Below are 18,579 nucleotides of genomic sequence, written 5' to 3' on the forward strand. Positions count from 1 at the left end.
GCTCCTTAAATTTAAGACAGGACGCCTAAACTATCCAAGGCGTCCTAGAAGGGCAAATTTTAAAATTTGACTTCCGCTGGGAGCATAAACGTCCTGCTCTGTCCTAAAAAGATACTTGTGCCCGCACCCGTCGTAGTTCCGTCGATATTTGACGGGAACATTCCGACCCAGTACTTTTTATCAAATACGTTATTTACGTTAAATCTTAGCGTAGTTTGCTTGCCTAGCCACTCTTTGGTCACGTAGCGGATGCCAAGATCTGTGGTAAAGTACGCAGGCACCGCGTTTACATTGCGCTGATCGGCGTAGCGTTTGCCGGTGTAGTGTAAATTTGCACTTAGGGCTAGCTTGTCGGTATTTGGCACGACGTAGTCAAAGAGTAAATTTGACTGAACTTTGGGCTCGCCGATCACGATCTTGCCCTGCGCATAAGCTTGTTTTGCTTTTTTAGCTTAGGCTGTATTAGTGCGACACCGCCCATTACGCTAAGATCGCTCGTTATCTTGCCTCCGGCTGTAAATTCCATGCCTCTATTTACCTGTTCGCCTTGGATGCTATATTCGTTGTTGTCGCCTAGATAGGCTATCGGGCGTTTTATCTCAAAAAGCGCCGCAGATAGGTCGATATCCTCTATCCTAGCTTTTGCGCCAATCTTGTATTGTTTACTTCTAAAAGGCTTTAAAACTACCGTTTCGCCGTATCTTGGATTGGTTCTTTCGTAGGTATAGCTTGAGCCTGCTTGCAAGCTGTCTGCATATGTGAAGTATAGGCTTACGTTTTCTACCGGGCGATAAATAAAGCTCGCCGCATAGCTAGTGCCGCTCTCGTCGTACGTTTTTACGCCTGTTTGCTTGTTTTTGTTCTCAAAGTTGCTTCTAGCCGCGCTTAAAATGACGCTAAGGTAGTCGTTTAGCTTGATATCGTCGGCGATAGTTAGGTTTTTCATAGTACTTTGGCTATTTTTATAAGCTCCGCCGCCTTTTGTTACGTGCGGATTTGAAAATGTTTTTGGATTATATAATTTGCTCTTCCGCCGGCGGTTTTTGCGCCGTATATCGTCCATATATATCCGTTTGCCTGCAAGCCGAAGTTGTGCTCTATGCCGAGCGTCTCAAACTCTGTCGCGGCTTTAGCAAACCAGCTTTGCACATCAAACCTGCTGGCAGCGCCGTTTCCGCCGCTAGCTGCTACGATAAAATCGTCGTTTTGATTCGTAAATGTTTTGCTTGTGCCGTACATGTCTCGGATAGCTTTTTGCCACTGATAGCCGCCCTCAAAATACCAACTTTCAGTCGGCGCGTATTTAAATTTAACGCTAGCAGTCGTAGTTTTTAGGTTGCTTCCCGCCCACTCTTGCTCTAGGCCGGCTTTCGTGTTTTTAGCTGCATCCGGAATGGCGAAGTTTAAAACGCCGTTTCTACCCGGCACCGAAAAGCCGCCAGGTATCCCAAGCATTTTGTGTTTGTAGTAACTAAAATTCGTCTCGATAGTAAAATTTTCAGTCAAGTAAAAGTCAAGACCAAGGCTAGCTAAATTTCTTTCATAGTCGCTATTTTTAGCTTGCTTGGCACCATCGCTTTTATAAAATACGCCGCGGTATCCGACGTACTCGAATCTATACGAAGTATCCCAGCCTACACCGAAATTTAACCTACTCTTATAGTCGGCCCAAAACGTATTTGAAAACGGTATCGGACGCTTTCTTGTATAGTTAAAGATGTCTGCCGGATCTTGTCCGCCGTAAAGCGAGCCTGCAAGACCGTTTTGTATCTGAAGACCCTCAAACATATACATAGGTATAGCCGTAGTAGAAACAGAGTAAAAGCCGTCCCAAAGTACGTTACCGACGACTGAGCCCTGAAAGCCGCGAGTCTGCGGACGGCCGACCCCGATGCCGCCCCTAGTTTGGATTTGCGCTGAAGGAAAATACTTCACCGCATCCTAAAAACCGGTCACGCCTTGGTGATTCATCGTTTCTTTTGTGATCGTGTTTATCTGATATGGGGTATCTAGTACCTTTTTGCCCGCTAGCGGACCGCTGGCGACGCCCTTGTTTAGTATGCCTTCGCTAATACCGCTTTCACTAATATTATCGCCGACGCTGTTTACCTCGACCCCCTGAAGCTTGACCGTATCGGCTGCGCCTGCTTATGCTGCAAATAGCGCCAAAACCGCACATGCGGCAACTGAAAATTTCACTCTCATTTAGACTCCTTATTGGTTTTATGCTAAATTTGCATAATGCGCGTATGTTACAAATTGTTTACTTAATACAAAACTAAAATTATATATTGGTATAATATATATTAGTATATTTTTTATAGCGATAATGTTGGTTAAATTTGAAATTTATAAATATCCGATTAACATCTTTGTAAGTCATAGTTAAGTAAAATCGCCCTTTAAATTTAACTCAGGAAAGGGAAAAATGCAGGCGGATAAGTGGATATTTTACTCTTGCGTCGCGCTCATTACTATCGGCATTGTTTTTTCGCTCTCCTTGCCCGTTTTTACCGTGCTTTTCTTTAACTACGAGCCTTATCATTTTTTTATCAGACAGCTTGTCGTGGGGGCGATCGGGATATTTTTGATGTGGGGCATTTCGCGGCTTGACCCTGATAAATCCATGGTATGGATCGGCTTTTGTCTATTCGGATTTTGCGCTATCGCGATGGGAGCTATGCACGCCCTGCCTAGTTCGCTAGTAACCGATGCGGGCGGTGCAAAGCGCTGGATACGTTTGCCGGGCTTTTCTCTAGCGCCTGTTGAGTTTTTTAAGATCGGTTTCGTTTACTTTTTAGCATGGAGCTTTGCGCGCAAGATTGACGGCAGTAAAAAGAGCCTAAAGCAAGAATTTAAGCTCATTTTGCCTTATATGTTTTTGTTTTTGATAGCCGTTTATCTCATCGCCATCCTTCAAAACGACCTAGGACAGGTAGTCGTTTTGGCGCTTACGCTTATAGTTATGATGCTTTTTGCCGGCACTAGCAAGCGGCTTTTTGTCATCGGTATGGCTGTTGCTTCAGTACTTGCTTTTGTAGCTATTTTTACGTCAGAACACCGAATTTTACGTATCAAATCATGGTGGGGTACGGTGCAAAACATGGTCACCTCGCTACTACCTGAAAGTATAGCGGACGCAATACGCGTCGAGGGCGTACCGGAGCCTTATCAGATCTCGCACTCTCTAAATGCAATAAAACACGGCGGATTTTTCGGCGAGGGGCTGGGAGCTGGCGTGTTCAAGCTCGGATTTTTGAGCGAAGTGCACACGGACTTCGTACTTGCCGGTATCGCCGAGGAGGTCGGGGTGCTGGGGATACTTATCATCACGTCGCTTCTTTTGATTTTGCTTTTCCGCATCTTTCGCGTCTCCTCAAGGAGTGAAAACAAAGTCTACCACCTCTTTACGCTTGGCGTCGGGCTTCTCATCTCATTTTCGTTTATCATGAACTCATACGGCATCACCTCGATCACGCCTATCAAAGGTATCGCCGTTCCGTTTCTAAGCTACGGCGGCAGCTCGATCCTGGCGCTTTGTATAGGGGTCGGCATGGTGCTGATGGTGAGTAAAAAAGTAAAAGATTAGGCCCAAATTTGACTTACGACGCAAATTTAAGGTCAAATTTGAACATCCGAAATTAGACGACAAGGAGTAAAATTTGACGTCTGAAAATCTACAAGAAAAAGAGCAAAATTTGGCTGAAATTTTGCCGTCAAATTTGACTAACGGCGAAGCTCAAAACAAAACCGAAAGCGGCGCTATCATTATATGCGGCGGCGGTACGGGCGGACATTTAGCTGTCGCAAAAGCCTTAAACGAAGAATTGGTATCGCGCGGATGTAGGACGATATTTGTAGGATCAAGTAGCGGACAGGATAAAATGTGGTTTGAAAATGACGCCGCATTTAGCGAGAAATTTTTCCTGCCCAGTAGCGGAGTCGTAAATAAAAAAGGGTTGGGCAAACTTTTTTCGCTTTTTAATATCCTAAATTTAGCCTTTAAATGCCGAAAAATCTTTAAGACCCAAGGCGTAAAAGCCGTCGTTAGCGTGGGCGGATACAGCGCTGCACCTGCGGCTTTTGCAGCTATCATATCGCGTATGCCGCTTTTTATCCACGAGCAAAACGCCGTGATCGGCAACCTAAACAAGCTCTTAAAACCGCTTGCAAAGGGCTTTTTTAGTTCGTATTTTAAGCCTGTATTTAGCTATCCCGTTTCGGAGAGATTTTTTAGCGCGGCTAGGCTTCGCAGCGAGCTAAAAACGGTGATATTTTTAGGCGGTTCGCAGGGTGCGGCGGCGATAAATTCGCTTGCTTTAAAGCTGGCTCCCGTTTTTAAAGAAAAAGGCATAAAAATAATCCATCAATGCGGCAAAAACTCGCTCGAGAGTTTGCAAGAGGAGTACAAAAAACTAGGCCTTGCTGGCGATGAACTTGATCTTTTTGACTTTGATCCTAAAATAGAGCTTAAGATGAGTCACGCCGATCTAGCAATAAGCCGCGCAGGGGCGGGCACGCTGTGGGAACTCACGGCAAACGCGCTGCCTAGCGTATTCGTGCCTTATCCTTACGCCGCAAATAACCATCAAGTTTTTAACGCTAAATTCCTTGTGGATCAAAATTTGGCCAAATTTTGCTTTCAAAAAGGCGGCGAAATCAATGCGGATGAGATGCTAAATTTGATAAACGAGATGAATATAGCGCAAATTTCAAGCAAGCTTTCTAGGCAGATAGATAACGGCGGCGCAAGAAAAATAGCGGATGAAATTTTAAAAAATATTTAAATTTACGGCAGAGCATTAAATTTAAATATCTTTGTATTTTTGCAAATTTGAAAATTAGTTTATAAAATCGTCTTTAAGTTCACGCAGCTCGTAAACTAGATAGTGATACACGAGTTCGCCGGCTTGCAGGCTTTGACCGCTAAAATTAGGTCCTATCATAGCAGCGATCTTGTCGCATACGCTGATATCTCGGCTAAAAGCAGCTGATCGCCTCTACTTTTTGCTAAAAACAGAATAAAGTAAAAATTTATACGCATTCTTAAACTTGCCCAAAATAACGTATGAGATGATGCTAGCCTGTGTTTTCAGCATCTGATCTAATTGTGATTGCACATTTAAAAAAGCTCGGCAAGCTGCGTTTTGACGGCGTGTAGACAAGTCGCGTCATTATTAAAGAAGCTTCGTCTTTTGTATTTTTGCATGATGGCGCTTTGAGCTTGCAGGAGCTCGGTTATATCTTTGATATTTTTTGCGGCGACTTGGAGTTTGTGATTTTATTATGCTTATGCTGTTTTTCTCGCTTTTTAGAGATATCTCTAGGAGGATCTGCGAGAGATAGGGGCTGACGTTGACACAGTACCCATCGTCGTCAAAAACAGCCGAAAAAGTATCCGACAGACTTTACCTTTACCCTTTGGCTGAGCTTACTAGAGTACAAAACAGCGGGGCAGTCATGATTACTTATTGCTGCTTGATGTCCATTTTTCAAGCTTGCCAAGCTTGTTATATATTGCCATAGACGATATTATCTTATATCTGTCCTCGCTGAAGTTTATGCACTAGCTCGTCGTAGCTGATACCCGCATCTGATAAAATTTGCCCGAGCAACTTACCCGAGGCCTCCATGCCGCCGCTTTTTTCGGCCTCAAGTAGTTGCTTATATACACCCTCGATAAATTTGACGCCATCAGGGTTTGGCTTGCGTCTGACGGAGTAGTAGCCGATGATCTCGCCGTTAGCATCTAGTGAGGCCGTAACGTTAGCAAATACCCAATAAAATCCGCCGTCAAAGCTCTTGTTTTTAACGAATGCGAAGATCTCCTGCTTTGCCTTGATGCGATCCCATAGTAGTTTAAACACGACGCGCGGCATATCGGGATGTCTGATGATGTTGTGCGGTTTATGCAAAAGTTGCTCTTGCGTCGCGCCGACGATCTTTAAAAACGGCTGATTGCAGTAGGTTATCTTGCCCTTTAGATCGGTTTTTGATACGATAAAATCTTCTTCTTTTACGAAATATTCTTTATTCTCGTTCACTTCATACCTTAAATTTTTCAGTAATTATAACCAAATATTACGCAAATGTAGCTTACTCGTTTTTCAGCTTAGATGGCAAACGTCTGCTAAATCAAATTTGATGCCGTAAATTTAAGGGTAGGGCGAGCGGATTTTGCTATGTAGATTTGAGTGAGATTTTGAAAAGACTCGGCGGCAAATTTAACTCCGCCGCCGAACCGAAACAAAATTTAAGCCCAAAAAGGCTTAAATTTAGATCGCTTTTAGCAAGATCTTAGTTAGCTTTTTGCTAAACGCCGACGGATCGTCGATTGCGACGCCTTCGTTTAGCTTAGCCATATCCAAAAGCAGCTCGGCCGCGTCATAGATCATCGCCTCGTTTTGAGATAGCTTTTCAAAGAGCTCGTGCTTTGGATTTATCTCCAGTATTGGTAAAATTTTACCCGCATTATGCCCCATCTGCTTTAGCATCATCTGCGTAGCGTAGTCGGGATCGTTTTTATCGTAAACGATGACGGCGGCGCTTTCGCTTAGACGCGAGCTTAGCTTTACGTCCTTTACCTCGTTTTTTAGTATCTCTTTCATCTTGGCTAGCAGCGTGGCAAATTTACCCTCGTCGGCTTCGCTTTTTTCCGGTTTGATTTCGGCGTCGATATCGGTGTGATTTACCGCTTTTATCGGCGTTTTGTCGTAGTCTTGCACCATCGGCATGACGATAGAGTCTATCTCCTCGTCCATGATGAGTACTTCGATTCCTTCAGCCTTAAAGCTCTCTAAAAGCGGCGAATTTCTTAGCATCGTTTCATTGTTTCCGCTGATATAGTAGATCGATTTTTGTCCCTCTTTCATCGCCTCTTTGTACTCTTTTAGGCTGATTAATCCCTCGCGCTTGCTTGATTTAAAGAGGCAAAGGTCTAGAATTTGCTCCTTTTCGCTACTAAATCCGTAAAGTCCCTCTTTGATCACCTTGCCAAATATTTTATAAAATTTGATGTATTTTTCTCTATCTTTTTCTTTTAGCTTGGCTAGTTCGCCCAGGATTTTCTTGACGCTTTGCTCCCTTACGCTACGCATTATGCTGTTTTCTTGCAGGATCTCGCGGCTGACGTTTAGCGGCAGATCCTCAACGTCGATTATGCCACGGACAAATCTAAGATACGGTGGCAACATCTCTTTGGCGTCGTCGCTGATAAATACGCTCTTGACGTAAAGTTTCACGCCGCTTTGATAATCCACGCGAAATAGATCAAATGGCTCTGACGCCGGCACGAAAAATAGGGTGGTGTACTCGATCTTGCCCTCGGCTTTTGTATGTACGCATAGCAGCGGATCCTCGCTATCATGCGAGATTTGCTTGTAAAAGTCATTATAGTCGGCCTCTTTTAGCGCGCTTTTACTCATTTTCCAGAGCGCCGAGGCCTTATTTATCTGCACGTTTTTGGTCTCGTACGAGCCCTCTTTTTCGCCTTCTTTAGGCGGTACGTACTCTTCTTTATCCGCAAATATCGGATACGGAATGTGGTTGGAGTATTTTTTGACGATGTTTTCTATGCGGTAAGACTCGGCAAACTCGTCATCTTTTAGATAAAGCGTGATCGAGGTGCCGTGGCTATCTTTTTGTGCAGGCGAGATTTCGTAGGTTTTGGCATCCGAGCTCCACATGAAGGCCTCTTCGCCAAGCGCCTTTTTACTCACGACCTCGATCTTATCCGCGACCATAAACGCCGAATAAAATCCGACGCCAAACTGTCCGATGAGCGCGCTATCTTTTTTGGCTTGGCCGCTTAGCTTGTCTAAAAAACCCTTTGTACCGCTTCTAGCGATGGTGCCGAGGTTATTTATAAGCTCCTCTTTGTCCATGCCGATGCCGTTATCGCTGATCGTTAGCGTCTTTTTGTCCTTATCTATTTTGATATCGATTCGCGGGGAGTAGCTTAGACTTTTGTACGCGTCGTCCGTGAGGCAGAGGTAGTTTAGCTTATCTAGCGCGTCGCTTGCGTTTGAGATTAGCTCGCGCAAAAATATCTCTTTGTTCGAGTAAAGCGAGTGTATCATCAAATTTAACAGCTCGTTTACTTCGGTTTGAAATTCAAATTGTTCGCTCATTTTTTCGTCCTTTGTTTTTAAAATTTTTAGCAGATTATAGCACAAGGTGCTAAGAATATCTTTAAACTTGATACGACAACTATCAACTTATCTAAAATTTGTTTCTCAAATTTGAGTGCTTTTTTCTATCCTCACAAAGTCTATTTTGCCGGTATTAAAGATAAAAAGCACGAAAAGTCGGTCGCAATACTCGCCCAGCTCGTCGCTTATGCGGTGTGGGTTTTGCCGCAAAAAATCTAAAATTTGTTCTAACCCTGAGTCTGTTTGCTTGCTCGTAGCGTTTTCGTCGAAAAAGATCTCAAGGTCTGGCTCAGGCAAATTTGAAGCGAATAAAATTTGAGTTAAAATCATAAAGATAACTGCGAGTTTTTTCATCAATCATCCTAAATTTACAGTTTTTGCGAGGCGACAAATTTGGCTAGCGGATTTAAGGGCTAAATTTGCTCGCGGTAAATTTGGCTCAACTTTTAGCTGAAAAGTTCGTCAAATTTACGTGCGCGGCAAAATTTATGATAAAGCAGCGCATTAAATCGTCGCTTTTTGCCTCTCGTTGTCGAGCGTTTCTTGCATTTTAGCTCTTGTGTTTTCTAGCCACTCAGGGTTGGCGGTATCGATGAGATCTAGGCAGATTATTTTGATTTTGCCATTTTTAAAGCTGAAATTTTTAACGTCCATTATGTCAGAGCCTACAAGGACGACGGGCTGGATTTTTAGATTTAGCTTGTCGGCGATGATTTTCGCACCGCCTTTAAACGGCAAAAGCTCCTTTGAGTGCGAGCGTGTTCCCTCGGGGAAAATAGCCAGCACACGCCCTTTTTCGACGCGGTCTTGTGCGTCTTTTACGAGTTTGATGAGCGAGCGTTTGTTTTCGCGCTCGACTGAGATCATTTGCGGTATGTGGATGATCTGACCGATGACGGGCAGGTCGGCGATCTCTTTTTTAGCGATCCAGCAGAGATTTTTAGGATAGACTTCCTCTAAAACGACGATATCTAGCATACTTTGGTGGTTCATGATGATCATATTCGCCCGCTCGTCAAAGTTGCCGACGACTTCGAGCGAATAAAAGCCAAAAAGCCGCTGGCTCCTACCCCAAAATCTCCTCACGCCGTGAATGTGCTTTTTAAAAAGCCACATAAAAAACACGACCAAAAGTATGCTGATCAGAAACTCGACCGCGAAATACGCGGCCTTTATCCTAGAAAATATCATCTTTTTTTACCCAGCCTATCTTGCCGTCGTCTAGTAAAATTTTGACGTAGTCCTCGCGTTCGCCAAGTATCTCGACCTTTTGCTGCGCTTTTGAGGTATAAAATACGCTCGAGTTTTGCGTAGGCAAAATTTTTACATTTATGTTTTGCCTTAGCGTCGCTCCGCCAAACGGGTTGTAGCTATAAAGGATATAGGCTCCAAGGCCGACTACGACGACGAGAAATATCGCGTCGCGCTTAAACAAAAATGTGATCAAGAAAATACCGAAAAGCGCGTAAACTCCGATATTTTTGTAAATTTCAAATTTGCTTTGTTTTGGATTTAGCCCGATTTGCGTGCTGATTTCATCGTCTTCCACGACGACAGGGAGCGAAAAGCTCACGAAATCTTTTTTAGTGAGACTAAAATAGTTAAAATCTATCGAGGTTTTTTCAGGCGAAAATATCGCGAAATAATATCCGCTTTGCGCGTCAAATTCACCGCTCGTGGAGTCTACACCCTGTTTAATGATGTCCTTATCCTCGATGAAAAAGTCCGCGATATTGCCTTTTTGCGCGTTTACTTCAACAATCATTATGAGGTTTTTATCGTCAAATTTGCTTGTTTTGTATTTTTTGACTTCGAGATTTTGAGCGACGACGTGATTGTATTTTTTACTGCTTTTTAGCGCCACGATTTTAGGTAGCGAAAGCGTCAAATTCGCCGCTTGGAAAAACTCGCCGTTGCGCTTTAAATTTACAGTAATTTTTGGACTTTTTACGGCTTGGGCGGAGGCCTCGGCGTAAATTTGAGCCTTATAAACCCCTTTGCCGTCGTTATCCCAGCGCAAATTTGAGCTTAGCCATTTTAGGTTTTCGGTTTCTGGCAAGATGGTTTGCAAATCAACTGCGATGTTATCCTGGATATCGACCGAGAGCGTAAAGCTAAAAATTTGCCCGACGTAGACTTGATTCGGCACGTTTAAGGCCTTGATGATGATATCGTTTGGCTGCACGCGCTCGTAGAGCTGGCTGTCTTTTAAATTTAGCTCTGGCTCATTTGTAGGAGCGATATTTTGCGGGATAGGCTGGCGCAGATGCGTGCCGCCCTGGTTGCTTGGGGTTTGGCTTTGGGCTACAGGAGTTCTATTTTGCGTAGCCGTACTTTGCGTCTGGCTCGGAGTTTTATTTTGTGCGCTCGGCGCTCTGTTTTGTAAATTTGGCTTTTGTGCCGGCGTTTGCGGAGCGGGCTTGATTACCTTTTGACTTTGCTCGTCGCCCATCATATCAAATACGCTAGGCTCTGTGGCCGTGCAAGCTAAAACAAATATAGTAAAAAGTGCTAAAAAGGGCTTTAGCAAACTAGCCCTTTTAGCATTTTTAATCCGTCATCCGTGCCTAAAAACTTCTCGCAGGCACGCTCCGGATGAGGCATGAGGCCGAATATCTTTTTGTTCTTATCACAAATTCCCGCTATCGCATCGACCGAGCCGTTTGGATTTAGCTCTGCGCCGTTTGCGTCGCAGTATTTTAGCAACACTTGATCGTTGTCGTAGAGGCCTTTTAGCGTAACTTCATCGGCGTAAAAGTTGCCCTCACCGTGAGCAATCGGGATGTTTACAACCTCGCCGACGCTCAAATTTGAGAGAAATTTATTCGCGTTTGACGCCACTTTTAAGTTATGATACTTTGAGATAAAGCTTAAATTTTCGTTTCGTCTCATTGCGCCCGCGAGCAGTTTTAGCTCGCATAGCATCTGAAAGCCGTTGCAAATGCCAAGCACGTATCCGCCTTTTTGGGCGTGTTTGACGACTGCACTCATTGCCGGACTAAATTTAGCGATAGCTGCCGTGCGCAGATAGTCGCCATAACTAAATCCGCCTGGAAGCACGATAAGATCGGCATTTATCTCACTTTCTTTGTGCCAGATGATTTGCGTCTGACAACCTAAAAGCTCAAAGGCGTATTGCGTGTCCAACTCACAGTTTGTGCCTGGAAACAAAACGATGGCGACTTTCATTTTGCGCTCTCGCATTTGTCGTTCAAATTTATCTCGTAGTCCTCTATGACGGTGTTTGCGAGCAGTTCTTCGCACATTTTGGTGAGCTCCTTGCGCGCTTCGTCTTTGCTTGCGACGTCTACGTCAAGCACGATTTGTTTGCCTATTCGCACGCCGCTTACGTTGTTAAATCCAAGCGAGCCGAGCGCATGCTCGACTGCCTTTCCTTGCGGGTCTAAAACGCCGTTTTTTAGGGATACGTTTATGATAGCTTTCATTCTAAACCTTAGATAAAATTCTTTTTAAAACTTCTTCGTAGGCGACTTTTACGCTGCCAAGATCCTGGCGAAATCTGTCTTTGTCAAGTTTTTCGTTCGTAGTCGCGTCCCAAAAGCGGCAACTATCTGGGCTGATCTCGTCTGCTAGCACGATATTTCCGTCTTTATCGACGCCAAATTCCACTTTAAAATCAACCAGTTTCAAATTTATATCTGCGAAAAATTTAAACAAGATAGCGTTTATCTCGCGCCCCATGTGTTTTAGCCTATCAAGGTCGTTTTCGCTCTTGACTAAGCCCATGATTAGGCAGTGCTCGTCGTTTAAGATCGGATCGTGTAGGTCGTCGTTTTTGTAGTAAAACTCCACTAAAGGAAACGGCAAAACCGTACCTTCTTTTATCGCCAGGCGTTTTGTTAGCGAGCCGGTGGCGATATTTCTCACAACCACTTCAAGAGGGATGATTTCGCATTTTTTCACGAGCTGCTCGGTGTCGCTTAGGGTTTCGACCAGGTGAGTTGGGATGCCTTTTTCTTTTAAAAGATGAAAAAGCTGCGTTGAAATTTTATTATTCAGCGCGCCTTTGCCCGCTTCGTTACCTCTTTTTTGCGCATCAAAGGCGGTTAGATCGTCTTTAAATTCCGCTATGAGTAGGTCCGCATCGTCTGTTGCGAACATCTTTTTTCCCTTGCCTTCGTAGATCAGCTCTTTTTTTTGCATTTTGCACTCCTTATTTTAGCTGTAAAATTTTAATCGCGTCAATCGCCGATTTTAGTTGTATATCGTCGTTTACGTTAGCCTCGGTTATTATCTTTTTGTTGTCTGTAGTTTTAGTGACATTTTTATCGCTGTTGCTGTCGATTTTACTTAGTTCGTTGGTTAGGTGTTTTTTTAGTTCGCTCTCTTTTATAGAAAATGCATTTTCATCCTGCTGCGGCACTTTGCCCGGAAACACGACGATATCAGGCTCTACGCCGGTCGCTTGTATAGTGCGGCCGCTCGGCAAATAGTAGCGCGCTATCGTTAGGCGGATGGCTTCTTTGTCGTCCACAGGCAGGATAATTTGCACGCTGCCTTTACCGAACGTCTTTTCGCCGATAACGACGGCGCGTTTATGGTCTTGTAGCGAGCCGCTTACGATCTCGCTTGCGCTTGCGCTTCCACCGTTAACTAGCACGGCTAGCGGTAAATTTGTTATTTTGTTTGCCCTTGCGGCTTTAAATTCGCTATTTTCGCTCTCGTTTCTACCCTTTTGAGATACGATCACGCCACTATCTATAAATAAATTTGTTAGTCCAACCGCTTGGTTTAAAAGTCCGCCGGGGTTATTGCGAAGGTCTAGTATGATACCCTCTGCTTTTGGATATTTTTTGATAAATTCCTCGGCCTTTTCGGTTACGTGCTTATCAAAATTTGTCACGCGAAGATAGAGGATGTTGTCTTTTTCGATCATTTTTGCGTAAACTGATTCGACCGAGATAATGTCGCGTACGAGCTTGACGTCAAACGGCTTTTGCTCGCCTTTTCTCACGATGGTTATCGTGATAGGCGTCTTTGGCTTACCGCGCATTTTATTTACAGCTTCATCTATAGTAGTGCCTAGAGTCGCGTTGCCGTCGATGCGCAGGATGATGTCGCCGCTTTTTATGCCGGCTTTATCCGCTGGCGTATTTTCGATAGGCGAGATGACGGTTAGAGCGCCGTCTTTCATGCCGACTGTTATACCAAGACCGCCAAATTCGCCGTTTGTCTGCACCTGCATATCTTTAAACGCCTTTTCGTTTAAAAATCCAGAATGCGCGTCAAGGTTGTTTAAAAGCCCCTCTATGGCTTTATCCACAATCTCTTTAAACTGCAAATCATCAACATAATATTTTTCGATAGTAGAAATGGTTTTTGTAAGTTTAGAGAGCGATTGCAGTTTGGAATTCGATCCGTCCTCGGTGGCTTTAGCATTTAAATTTGCGCTAAAAACCGCTCCGAATATCATCGCGCCCGCAACGCTTGAAAACAAAAACGTCTTTTTTTTATTCAAAGTTAATCTCCTGCCTTTTGAGTGGGGGTATTTTAGTTAAATTTGCCTAAAAATAGGATAAAAGAATTAATAAAATTTAATTTTATTTCGTAAGTGTTTATATTAAATAACTTAGATAACTTGACAATAATCGACTAAAGTTATATAATACGCTCATTATAAACTAAAGGAGAAAAAATGGCGAATTTAGGCGAAAATTTAACCGCACAAATGCAAGAGCTGGTAGAAAAGGGTGTCGCACTAGCGATACACGCGAAAAATCCACAAACCTTTCCGCTTCATTTGCTTTGGGCACTAGTCGCAGATAGTAGCTCGCTACTCAACCAAGTCTTTAACAAAATGAACGTCAGCAAGGACGCGGTGGAGCTTGAAGTAAAAAGCAAAGCCGCACAGCTACCGACAAGCTCAAACGTCAGCAAAGAAAACGTGCAAATTTCAAAGGAGCTCATAAACTCTCTTGAAAGCGCAAAAGCTATGATGGTGAGCCTGGGAGACAGCTATATCGCGGTGGATACGTGGATCATTTCGGCGCTTGAGCTGCCTGAGATCAAGCAAATTTTAGGCAAATTTACAGATATTTTAGAGATCCGCAAAAATTTAGAAAGCATCAGAGCAGGGCGCAAGATAGATAGTCAAACCGGCGACGAGACGCTAGATAGCTTGGAGAAGTACGGCATCGATCTCACCACAAAAGCGCTAAATAAGGAGCTAGACCCAGTCATCGGGCGCGACGAAGAGATCACGCGCATGATGCAAATTTTAATAAGAAAAAGCAAAAATAATCCTATTTTATTAGGCGAGCCTGGCGTGGGTAAAACCGCTATCGTCGAGGGTCTCGCGCAAAAAATCGTGGCAAAAGACGTGCCTACAAGCCTGGCAAACAAGCGAGTGATCGCGCTTGATATGAGCGCGCTGATCGCGGGCGCGAAATACCGCGGCGAATTTGAAGACAGGCTAAAAGCCGTCATAAACGAGGTAAAAAGCGCGGGAAATATCATCCTATTTATCGACGAGATACATACCATCGTGGGCGCTGGAGCTAGCGAAGGTAGCATGGATGCGGCAAATATCCTAAAACCGGCCCTTGCTAGAGGCGAGCTGCATGCCGTAGGCGCTACGACGCTAAAAGAGTACCGCAAATATTTCGAAAAGGACGCCGCGCTGCAACGCCGCTTTCAGCCAATCGACGTAAAAGAACCTAGCGTAAACGAAGCGCTTCAAATTTTACGCGGGATAAAAGAGCGCCTCGAGGTGCACCACGGCGTGACGATCACCGATAGCGCGCTGGTCGCAGCGGCAAAGCTAAGCGACCGCTACATCTCGAACCGCTTTTTGCCCGATAAAGCGATCGATCTCATCGACGAGGCCGCAGCTGAGCTAAAAATGCAAATAGAAAGCGAGCCCTACGAGCTAGCCCGCATCAAACGCGAGATCGTAACGCTGCAAGTCGAAAAAGAGGCGCTAAAAATGGAAGACGAGACCAAAAACGCGGCTCGCCTAACCGAGATAGAAAAGCAAATCGCCGACCTAAACGAACAAAAACACGCCCTTGACGGTAAATTTGAAAATGAAAAGGCGGTTTTTGGCGGTATCTCAAAAGCTAAAAAAGAGATAGATAGCCTAAAAAGCGAGGCCGAGATAGCGCGCAGAAACGGCGATCTACAGCGCGCGGCCGAGATCGAATACGGCAAAATTTTAGAAGCCGCCAACCGCCAAAAAGAGCTCGAAAAAAAATGGGACGAGATGAAAAAATCAGGCGTGCTGCTCAAAAATCAAGTAGATGAGGAGCTGGTGGCCGAAATACTAAGCAAATGGACGGGAATTTCGGTCAGCAAAATGCTAACTAGCGAAAAACAAAAATACCTAATGATCGAGGAGCATTTGCGAGAAAGCGTAGTTGGCCAGGATGCCGCACTACACGCGCTAGCAAGAGCCATCAAGCGAAACAAAGCGGGCCTAAACGAGGGCGCGCGTCCGATCGGATCATTTTTGTTTTTGGGGCCTACGGGCGTTGGTAAAACGCAGTCGGCGAAGGCTTTGGCTAAATTTTTATTTGACGACGAGCGTGCGCTCATACGCTTTGACATGAGCGAATATATGGAAAAGCACAGCGTATCTCGCCTGCTCGGAGCGCCTCCTGGATACGTGGGTTACGACGAAGGCGGACAGCTAACAGAAGCCGTACGCAGACGTCCGTATAGCGTTATACTTTTTGACGAGATCGAAAAGGCTCACAAGGACGTGTTTAACGTACTTCTAGGCATTCTAGACGACGGAAGGGCGACTGATAATAAGGGCGTGACGGTCGATTTTAAAAACACGATCATCATCCTCACGTCAAATATCGCGTCAAATTTCATCATGGATCTAAAAGGCGAGGAGCGCGAGCAAGCGGTCAAAAACGAGCTTAAAAACTATTTTAAACCCGAGTTTTTAAACCGTCTAGACGACACGATAATCTTTAATCCGCTTGATGAAGACGGGCTCATAAAAATCGTAGATATAATGTTTAAAGAGCTTGAAAAAACGCTGCAAAATCGCGGTATAAAAGCAAGCCTAAGCGAAGAGGCTAAGAAATTTATCGCAGGTGCGGGCTTTGATATCGTTTACGGCGCTAGACCGCTTCGCCGCGCACTTTATGAGCTAGTCGAAGATCCGCTAGCCGATATGATCCTGCGCGACGAGCTTGAAAGCGGCGACGAGATCGTAGTCGGTAGTGACAAAGAAAAAATAACGATCTCTAAAATTTAAACCAAATTTACGGTCGCGTTTTTAGCGCGGCCGTTTTTGTTCTCGCATCAAATTCTCTAAATTTAACCGCGCAATTATCTTATATTATTATAGACTGCTCAAATTTAAAAGTAGCGTCTTAGCTCGCAAACGGCGAGTAAATTTAGTTAAATTTCAAATTTGCCAAGTCATCGCCTCGCTAACCAGCAAATCAAATTTGCCAAAACCGCACAAATTTAGCGGCTATTCTCCACTTAGCTCCTCGGCCACCTGCGCGGCGAGCTTTAGCTTTTCGCTATCAAAATGCGTGTAAATGCGCGAGGTGTTTAGGCTGGCGTGTCCAAGAGCTTCTTGCACCAAAACTAGGTCTTTTTGCTTTTTATAAAGCATTGTGGCAAAAGTATGGCGCAGCATGTGAGCGCCGTTTTTTTCCTTTCGGATTCCCGCTTTAAAGAGGATCTGCTCGACGATGCGGCTAACGTAGGCCTGCGTTAGGCGCGTGCCTTTTTTGTTGATAAAAAGATAGCCTTCTTTATTTATATAGTTTATCGCGATCGCGTCCAGGTGGGCTTCGATGAGGCGGCGCTTGATCATGACGACGCGGTATTTGTTGCCTTTGCCGCGGATTCTTATGACGTAGAGCTCGCCGTCTTCTGCGATATCTTTGCGCTTTAGGTTTAGCGCCTCGCTCACGCGGATACCGGTGAAAATAATGATTTTTATGATGAGCTTGTTGCGGTTGGCGTTGCTTTTAAACTCGGCGTTTTCGATCGCTTCCAAAAATCTCTTGACCTCATCCTCGCTCATAAACTCAGGCAGCTTTTGCCCGCGCGCTCCGCCCACGCCGCCCCAGTTTTTCAGCTCAATGTCAAAGACATGCGCCTTGCCTTCCTCTTCGTTTTGCTTATCCAAAAATGCAAAAAAATTTATCACGCTTATACGGTAGTTTTTCTTACTCGCGTCGCTTAGCCCGCCCGTGACGCTAGCTAGCACCTCGCTTAGCAGCTCCTCGTCGATCTGTTTTAGGCTTTCTAGCTCGTAAAATTTGAGCGTCTCGAATATCTTTTTAAGCGGATTAAAGTAGGTATTTATACCCGTTAGTCCAGCGTTTCTAGCCGATTTTACGAGGCCGTCTAGTTGGTCGATATTTTTTATCTCGCGGCTAAGGGCGAAATTTACGCTTGCTAGCGCCTTTGGGTCGCGAAGCTCTTTGTTTGAGAGCGAGCTAAGCTTAAATTTGACGTAACGAGTCAGCCAAAATATAAACGAGTTTTCAAAACTATCTTTGCAATCAAGTGCGTATTTCAAGATATTTTCCTTAAATTTATAAAAATTTGAAAAGCATTATAACCAAACGCTTCTAAAAAATAAATTTTGGGGTAATCTAAAAAACACTTTTAATCAAAATATTAATATTATCATTTAAGTTAAGTTATGATAAAGTTACGAAACCATTTTGATTCAAAGGAGAAAAAATGCAATCAACGCTAGGTTCGCGTCGTAGCTTTATCGCTGCGGCTGGTGTTTTTATAGCGGCGACCGCACTTAGGGCCGCTCCGAATACTTTTGAAAAAACCAAAGGTCAGCGCTACGGCATGGTCATCGACCTCACGCGCTGCGTCGGCTGCCAGTCGTGCACGATGAACTGCGCTATGGAAAACAACGTCCAAGCAGGCGCCTTTAGGACGATCGTTTCGGAGTACGAAGCTAGCGACAAAGACGGCAACCGCGCCGTTATCGCCTCGCTGCCGCGCCTTTGTAATCACTGCGAAAATCCAGCCTGTATCGACGTTTGTCCGACGGGCGCGAGCTACCAAAGAAGCAACGGTATCGTAAAAGTAGATAGCGCCGAGTGTATCGGCTGCGCGCTTTGTGCCGAGGCCTGTCCGTATCACGCCAGATACCTAAGCATGCAGACCTACAAAGTCGATAAATGCACATTTTGCGATCACAGACTGCGCGAGGGATTGCTACCTGCGTGTGTAGAGACCTGCGTGGGCGGTAGCCGCATAATAGGCGATCTAAACGACGAAAACTCAAATATCAGAAAATTTTTAGCCGCTCACGAGACGATGGTGCTAGATAGTCCGAAAAATACGCATCCGCAGGTTTTTTACTACGGCGTGAGCGAAATTTTGGCTAAGAACGATAAGGAACTGGCGGCTAAAAAAGGCTACAAACAAGCGATCAGCTGGAGCGAAGAGATCGCGCTGTAAGGGG

The 18,579-nt window shown here is 44.7% G+C and carries 17 protein-coding genes; 4 read left to right on the forward strand and 13 right to left on the reverse strand.

All coding sequences use genetic code 11. The features are described from left to right. Positions 1–59: 59 nt before the first annotated feature. The 3 genes from CSUNSWCD_RS11935 to CSUNSWCD_RS11945 are packed head-to-tail and all read right to left on the reverse strand — an operon-like array spanning position 60 to position 1,935. Positions 60–413 carry a TonB-dependent receptor domain-containing protein gene (locus CSUNSWCD_RS11935; protein ID WP_009494412.1) on the reverse strand — a complete coding sequence of 118 codons (354 nt, stop codon included), beginning with the start codon at positions 411–413 and terminating at the stop codon, positions 60–62. Beyond that, entirely contained in the window at positions 410–1,063 is a 654-nt protein-coding gene (locus CSUNSWCD_RS11940) for a TonB-dependent receptor domain-containing protein (protein ID WP_341871752.1), read from the reverse strand. The genes CSUNSWCD_RS11935 and CSUNSWCD_RS11940 overlap by 4 nt, the downstream gene beginning before the upstream one ends. Continuing rightward, on the reverse strand, positions 985–1,935 hold the full coding sequence (locus CSUNSWCD_RS11945; RefSeq protein WP_009494414.1) for a porin family protein: 951 nt from the start codon (positions 1,933–1,935) through the stop codon (positions 985–987). Before CSUNSWCD_RS11945 ends, CSUNSWCD_RS11940 begins: the two co-directional genes overlap by 79 nt. Before the next feature lie 493 nt (positions 1,936–2,428). Here CSUNSWCD_RS11945 and CSUNSWCD_RS04200 point away from each other — a divergent pair, with 493 nt between their 5' ends. Both CSUNSWCD_RS04200 and CSUNSWCD_RS04205 read left to right on the forward strand, forming a co-directional pair. Then, the gene (locus CSUNSWCD_RS04200; RefSeq protein WP_009494415.1) at positions 2,429–3,589 is read left to right on the forward strand and encodes an FtsW/RodA/SpoVE family cell cycle protein; all 1,161 of its coding nucleotides are present in this window, start codon (positions 2,429–2,431) and stop codon (positions 3,587–3,589) included. A 175-nt stretch (positions 3,590–3,764) separates the two neighbouring features. Then, positions 3,765–4,787 carry a UDP-N-acetylglucosamine--N-acetylmuramyl-(pentapeptide) pyrophosphoryl-undecaprenol N-acetylglucosamine transferase gene (locus CSUNSWCD_RS04205; RefSeq protein ID WP_034964349.1) on the forward strand — a complete coding sequence of 341 codons (1,023 nt, stop codon included), beginning with the start codon at positions 3,765–3,767 and terminating at the stop codon, positions 4,785–4,787. 750 nt (positions 4,788–5,537) lie between these two features. On the opposite strand, the gene CSUNSWCD_RS04215 is transcribed toward CSUNSWCD_RS04205, so the two are convergent. The 9 genes from CSUNSWCD_RS04215 to CSUNSWCD_RS04255 form a co-directional block, all read right to left on the reverse strand. Next, on the reverse strand, positions 5,538–6,044 hold the full coding sequence (locus CSUNSWCD_RS04215; protein ID WP_009494418.1) for a PAS domain-containing protein: 507 nt from the start codon (positions 6,042–6,044) through the stop codon (positions 5,538–5,540). A 231-nt stretch (positions 6,045–6,275) separates the two neighbouring features. Beyond that, on the reverse strand, positions 6,276–8,129 hold the full coding sequence (gene htpG, locus CSUNSWCD_RS04220) for a molecular chaperone HtpG (protein ID WP_034964351.1): 1,854 nt from the start codon (positions 8,127–8,129) through the stop codon (positions 6,276–6,278). Between the two features lie 105 nt (positions 8,130–8,234). Continuing rightward, the gene (locus tag CSUNSWCD_RS04225; RefSeq protein ID WP_009494421.1) at positions 8,235–8,504 is read right to left on the reverse strand and encodes a hypothetical protein; all 270 of its coding nucleotides are present in this window, start codon (positions 8,502–8,504) and stop codon (positions 8,235–8,237) included. A 150-nt stretch (positions 8,505–8,654) separates the two neighbouring features. Beyond that, positions 8,655–9,341, reverse strand: coding sequence for a lysophospholipid acyltransferase family protein (locus CSUNSWCD_RS04230; protein ID WP_009494423.1), 687 nt, complete (start codon positions 9,339–9,341; stop codon positions 8,655–8,657). Further along, entirely contained in the window at positions 9,328–10,680 is a 1,353-nt protein-coding gene (locus tag CSUNSWCD_RS04235) for an SH3 domain-containing protein (protein WP_009494424.1), read from the reverse strand. The genes CSUNSWCD_RS04230 and CSUNSWCD_RS04235 overlap by 14 nt, the downstream gene beginning before the upstream one ends. After that, entirely contained in the window at positions 10,674–11,339 is a 666-nt protein-coding gene (gene purQ / locus CSUNSWCD_RS04240; RefSeq protein WP_034964317.1) for a phosphoribosylformylglycinamidine synthase subunit PurQ, read from the reverse strand. Before purQ ends, CSUNSWCD_RS04235 begins: the two co-directional genes overlap by 7 nt. Next, entirely contained in the window at positions 11,336–11,596 is a 261-nt protein-coding gene (gene purS / locus CSUNSWCD_RS04245; RefSeq protein WP_009494426.1) for a phosphoribosylformylglycinamidine synthase subunit PurS, read from the reverse strand. The genes purQ and purS overlap by 4 nt, the downstream gene beginning before the upstream one ends. Before the next feature lies 1 nt (position 11,597). Beyond that, entirely contained in the window at positions 11,598–12,314 is a 717-nt protein-coding gene (gene purC / locus CSUNSWCD_RS04250; RefSeq protein ID WP_009494427.1) for a phosphoribosylaminoimidazolesuccinocarboxamide synthase, read from the reverse strand. Between the two features lie 10 nt (positions 12,315–12,324). Beyond that, positions 12,325–13,584: a S41 family peptidase gene (locus CSUNSWCD_RS04255; protein ID WP_051990299.1), complete on the reverse strand. Its 1,260-nt coding sequence runs from the start codon at positions 13,582–13,584 to the stop codon at positions 12,325–12,327. A 222-nt stretch (positions 13,585–13,806) separates the two neighbouring features. On the opposite strand from CSUNSWCD_RS04255, the gene CSUNSWCD_RS04260 reads away from it, so the two are divergent. Beyond that, the gene (locus tag CSUNSWCD_RS04260; protein ID WP_009494429.1) at positions 13,807–16,380 is read left to right on the forward strand and encodes an ATP-dependent Clp protease ATP-binding subunit; all 2,574 of its coding nucleotides are present in this window, start codon (positions 13,807–13,809) and stop codon (positions 16,378–16,380) included. A gap of 222 nt (positions 16,381–16,602) precedes the next feature. Here the strand turns inward: CSUNSWCD_RS04260 and CSUNSWCD_RS04265 are convergent, their stop codons facing one another. Continuing rightward, positions 16,603–17,667: a tyrosine-type recombinase/integrase gene (locus CSUNSWCD_RS04265; RefSeq protein ID WP_009494430.1), complete on the reverse strand. Its 1,065-nt coding sequence runs from the start codon at positions 17,665–17,667 to the stop codon at positions 16,603–16,605. A gap of 167 nt (positions 17,668–17,834) precedes the next feature. Here CSUNSWCD_RS04265 and dsrO point away from each other — a divergent pair, with 167 nt between their 5' ends. Beyond that, positions 17,835–18,575 (forward strand): sulfate reduction electron transfer complex DsrMKJOP subunit DsrO, encoded by a 741-nt coding sequence (gene dsrO, locus CSUNSWCD_RS04270; protein ID WP_009494431.1) that lies wholly within the window; start codon positions 17,835–17,837, stop codon positions 18,573–18,575. Positions 18,576–18,579 lie beyond the last annotated feature (4 nt).

This window comes from Campylobacter showae CSUNSWCD, assembly GCF_000313615.1.
Lineage (GTDB): Bacteria > Campylobacterota > Campylobacteria > Campylobacterales > Campylobacteraceae > Campylobacter_A > Campylobacter_A showae_A.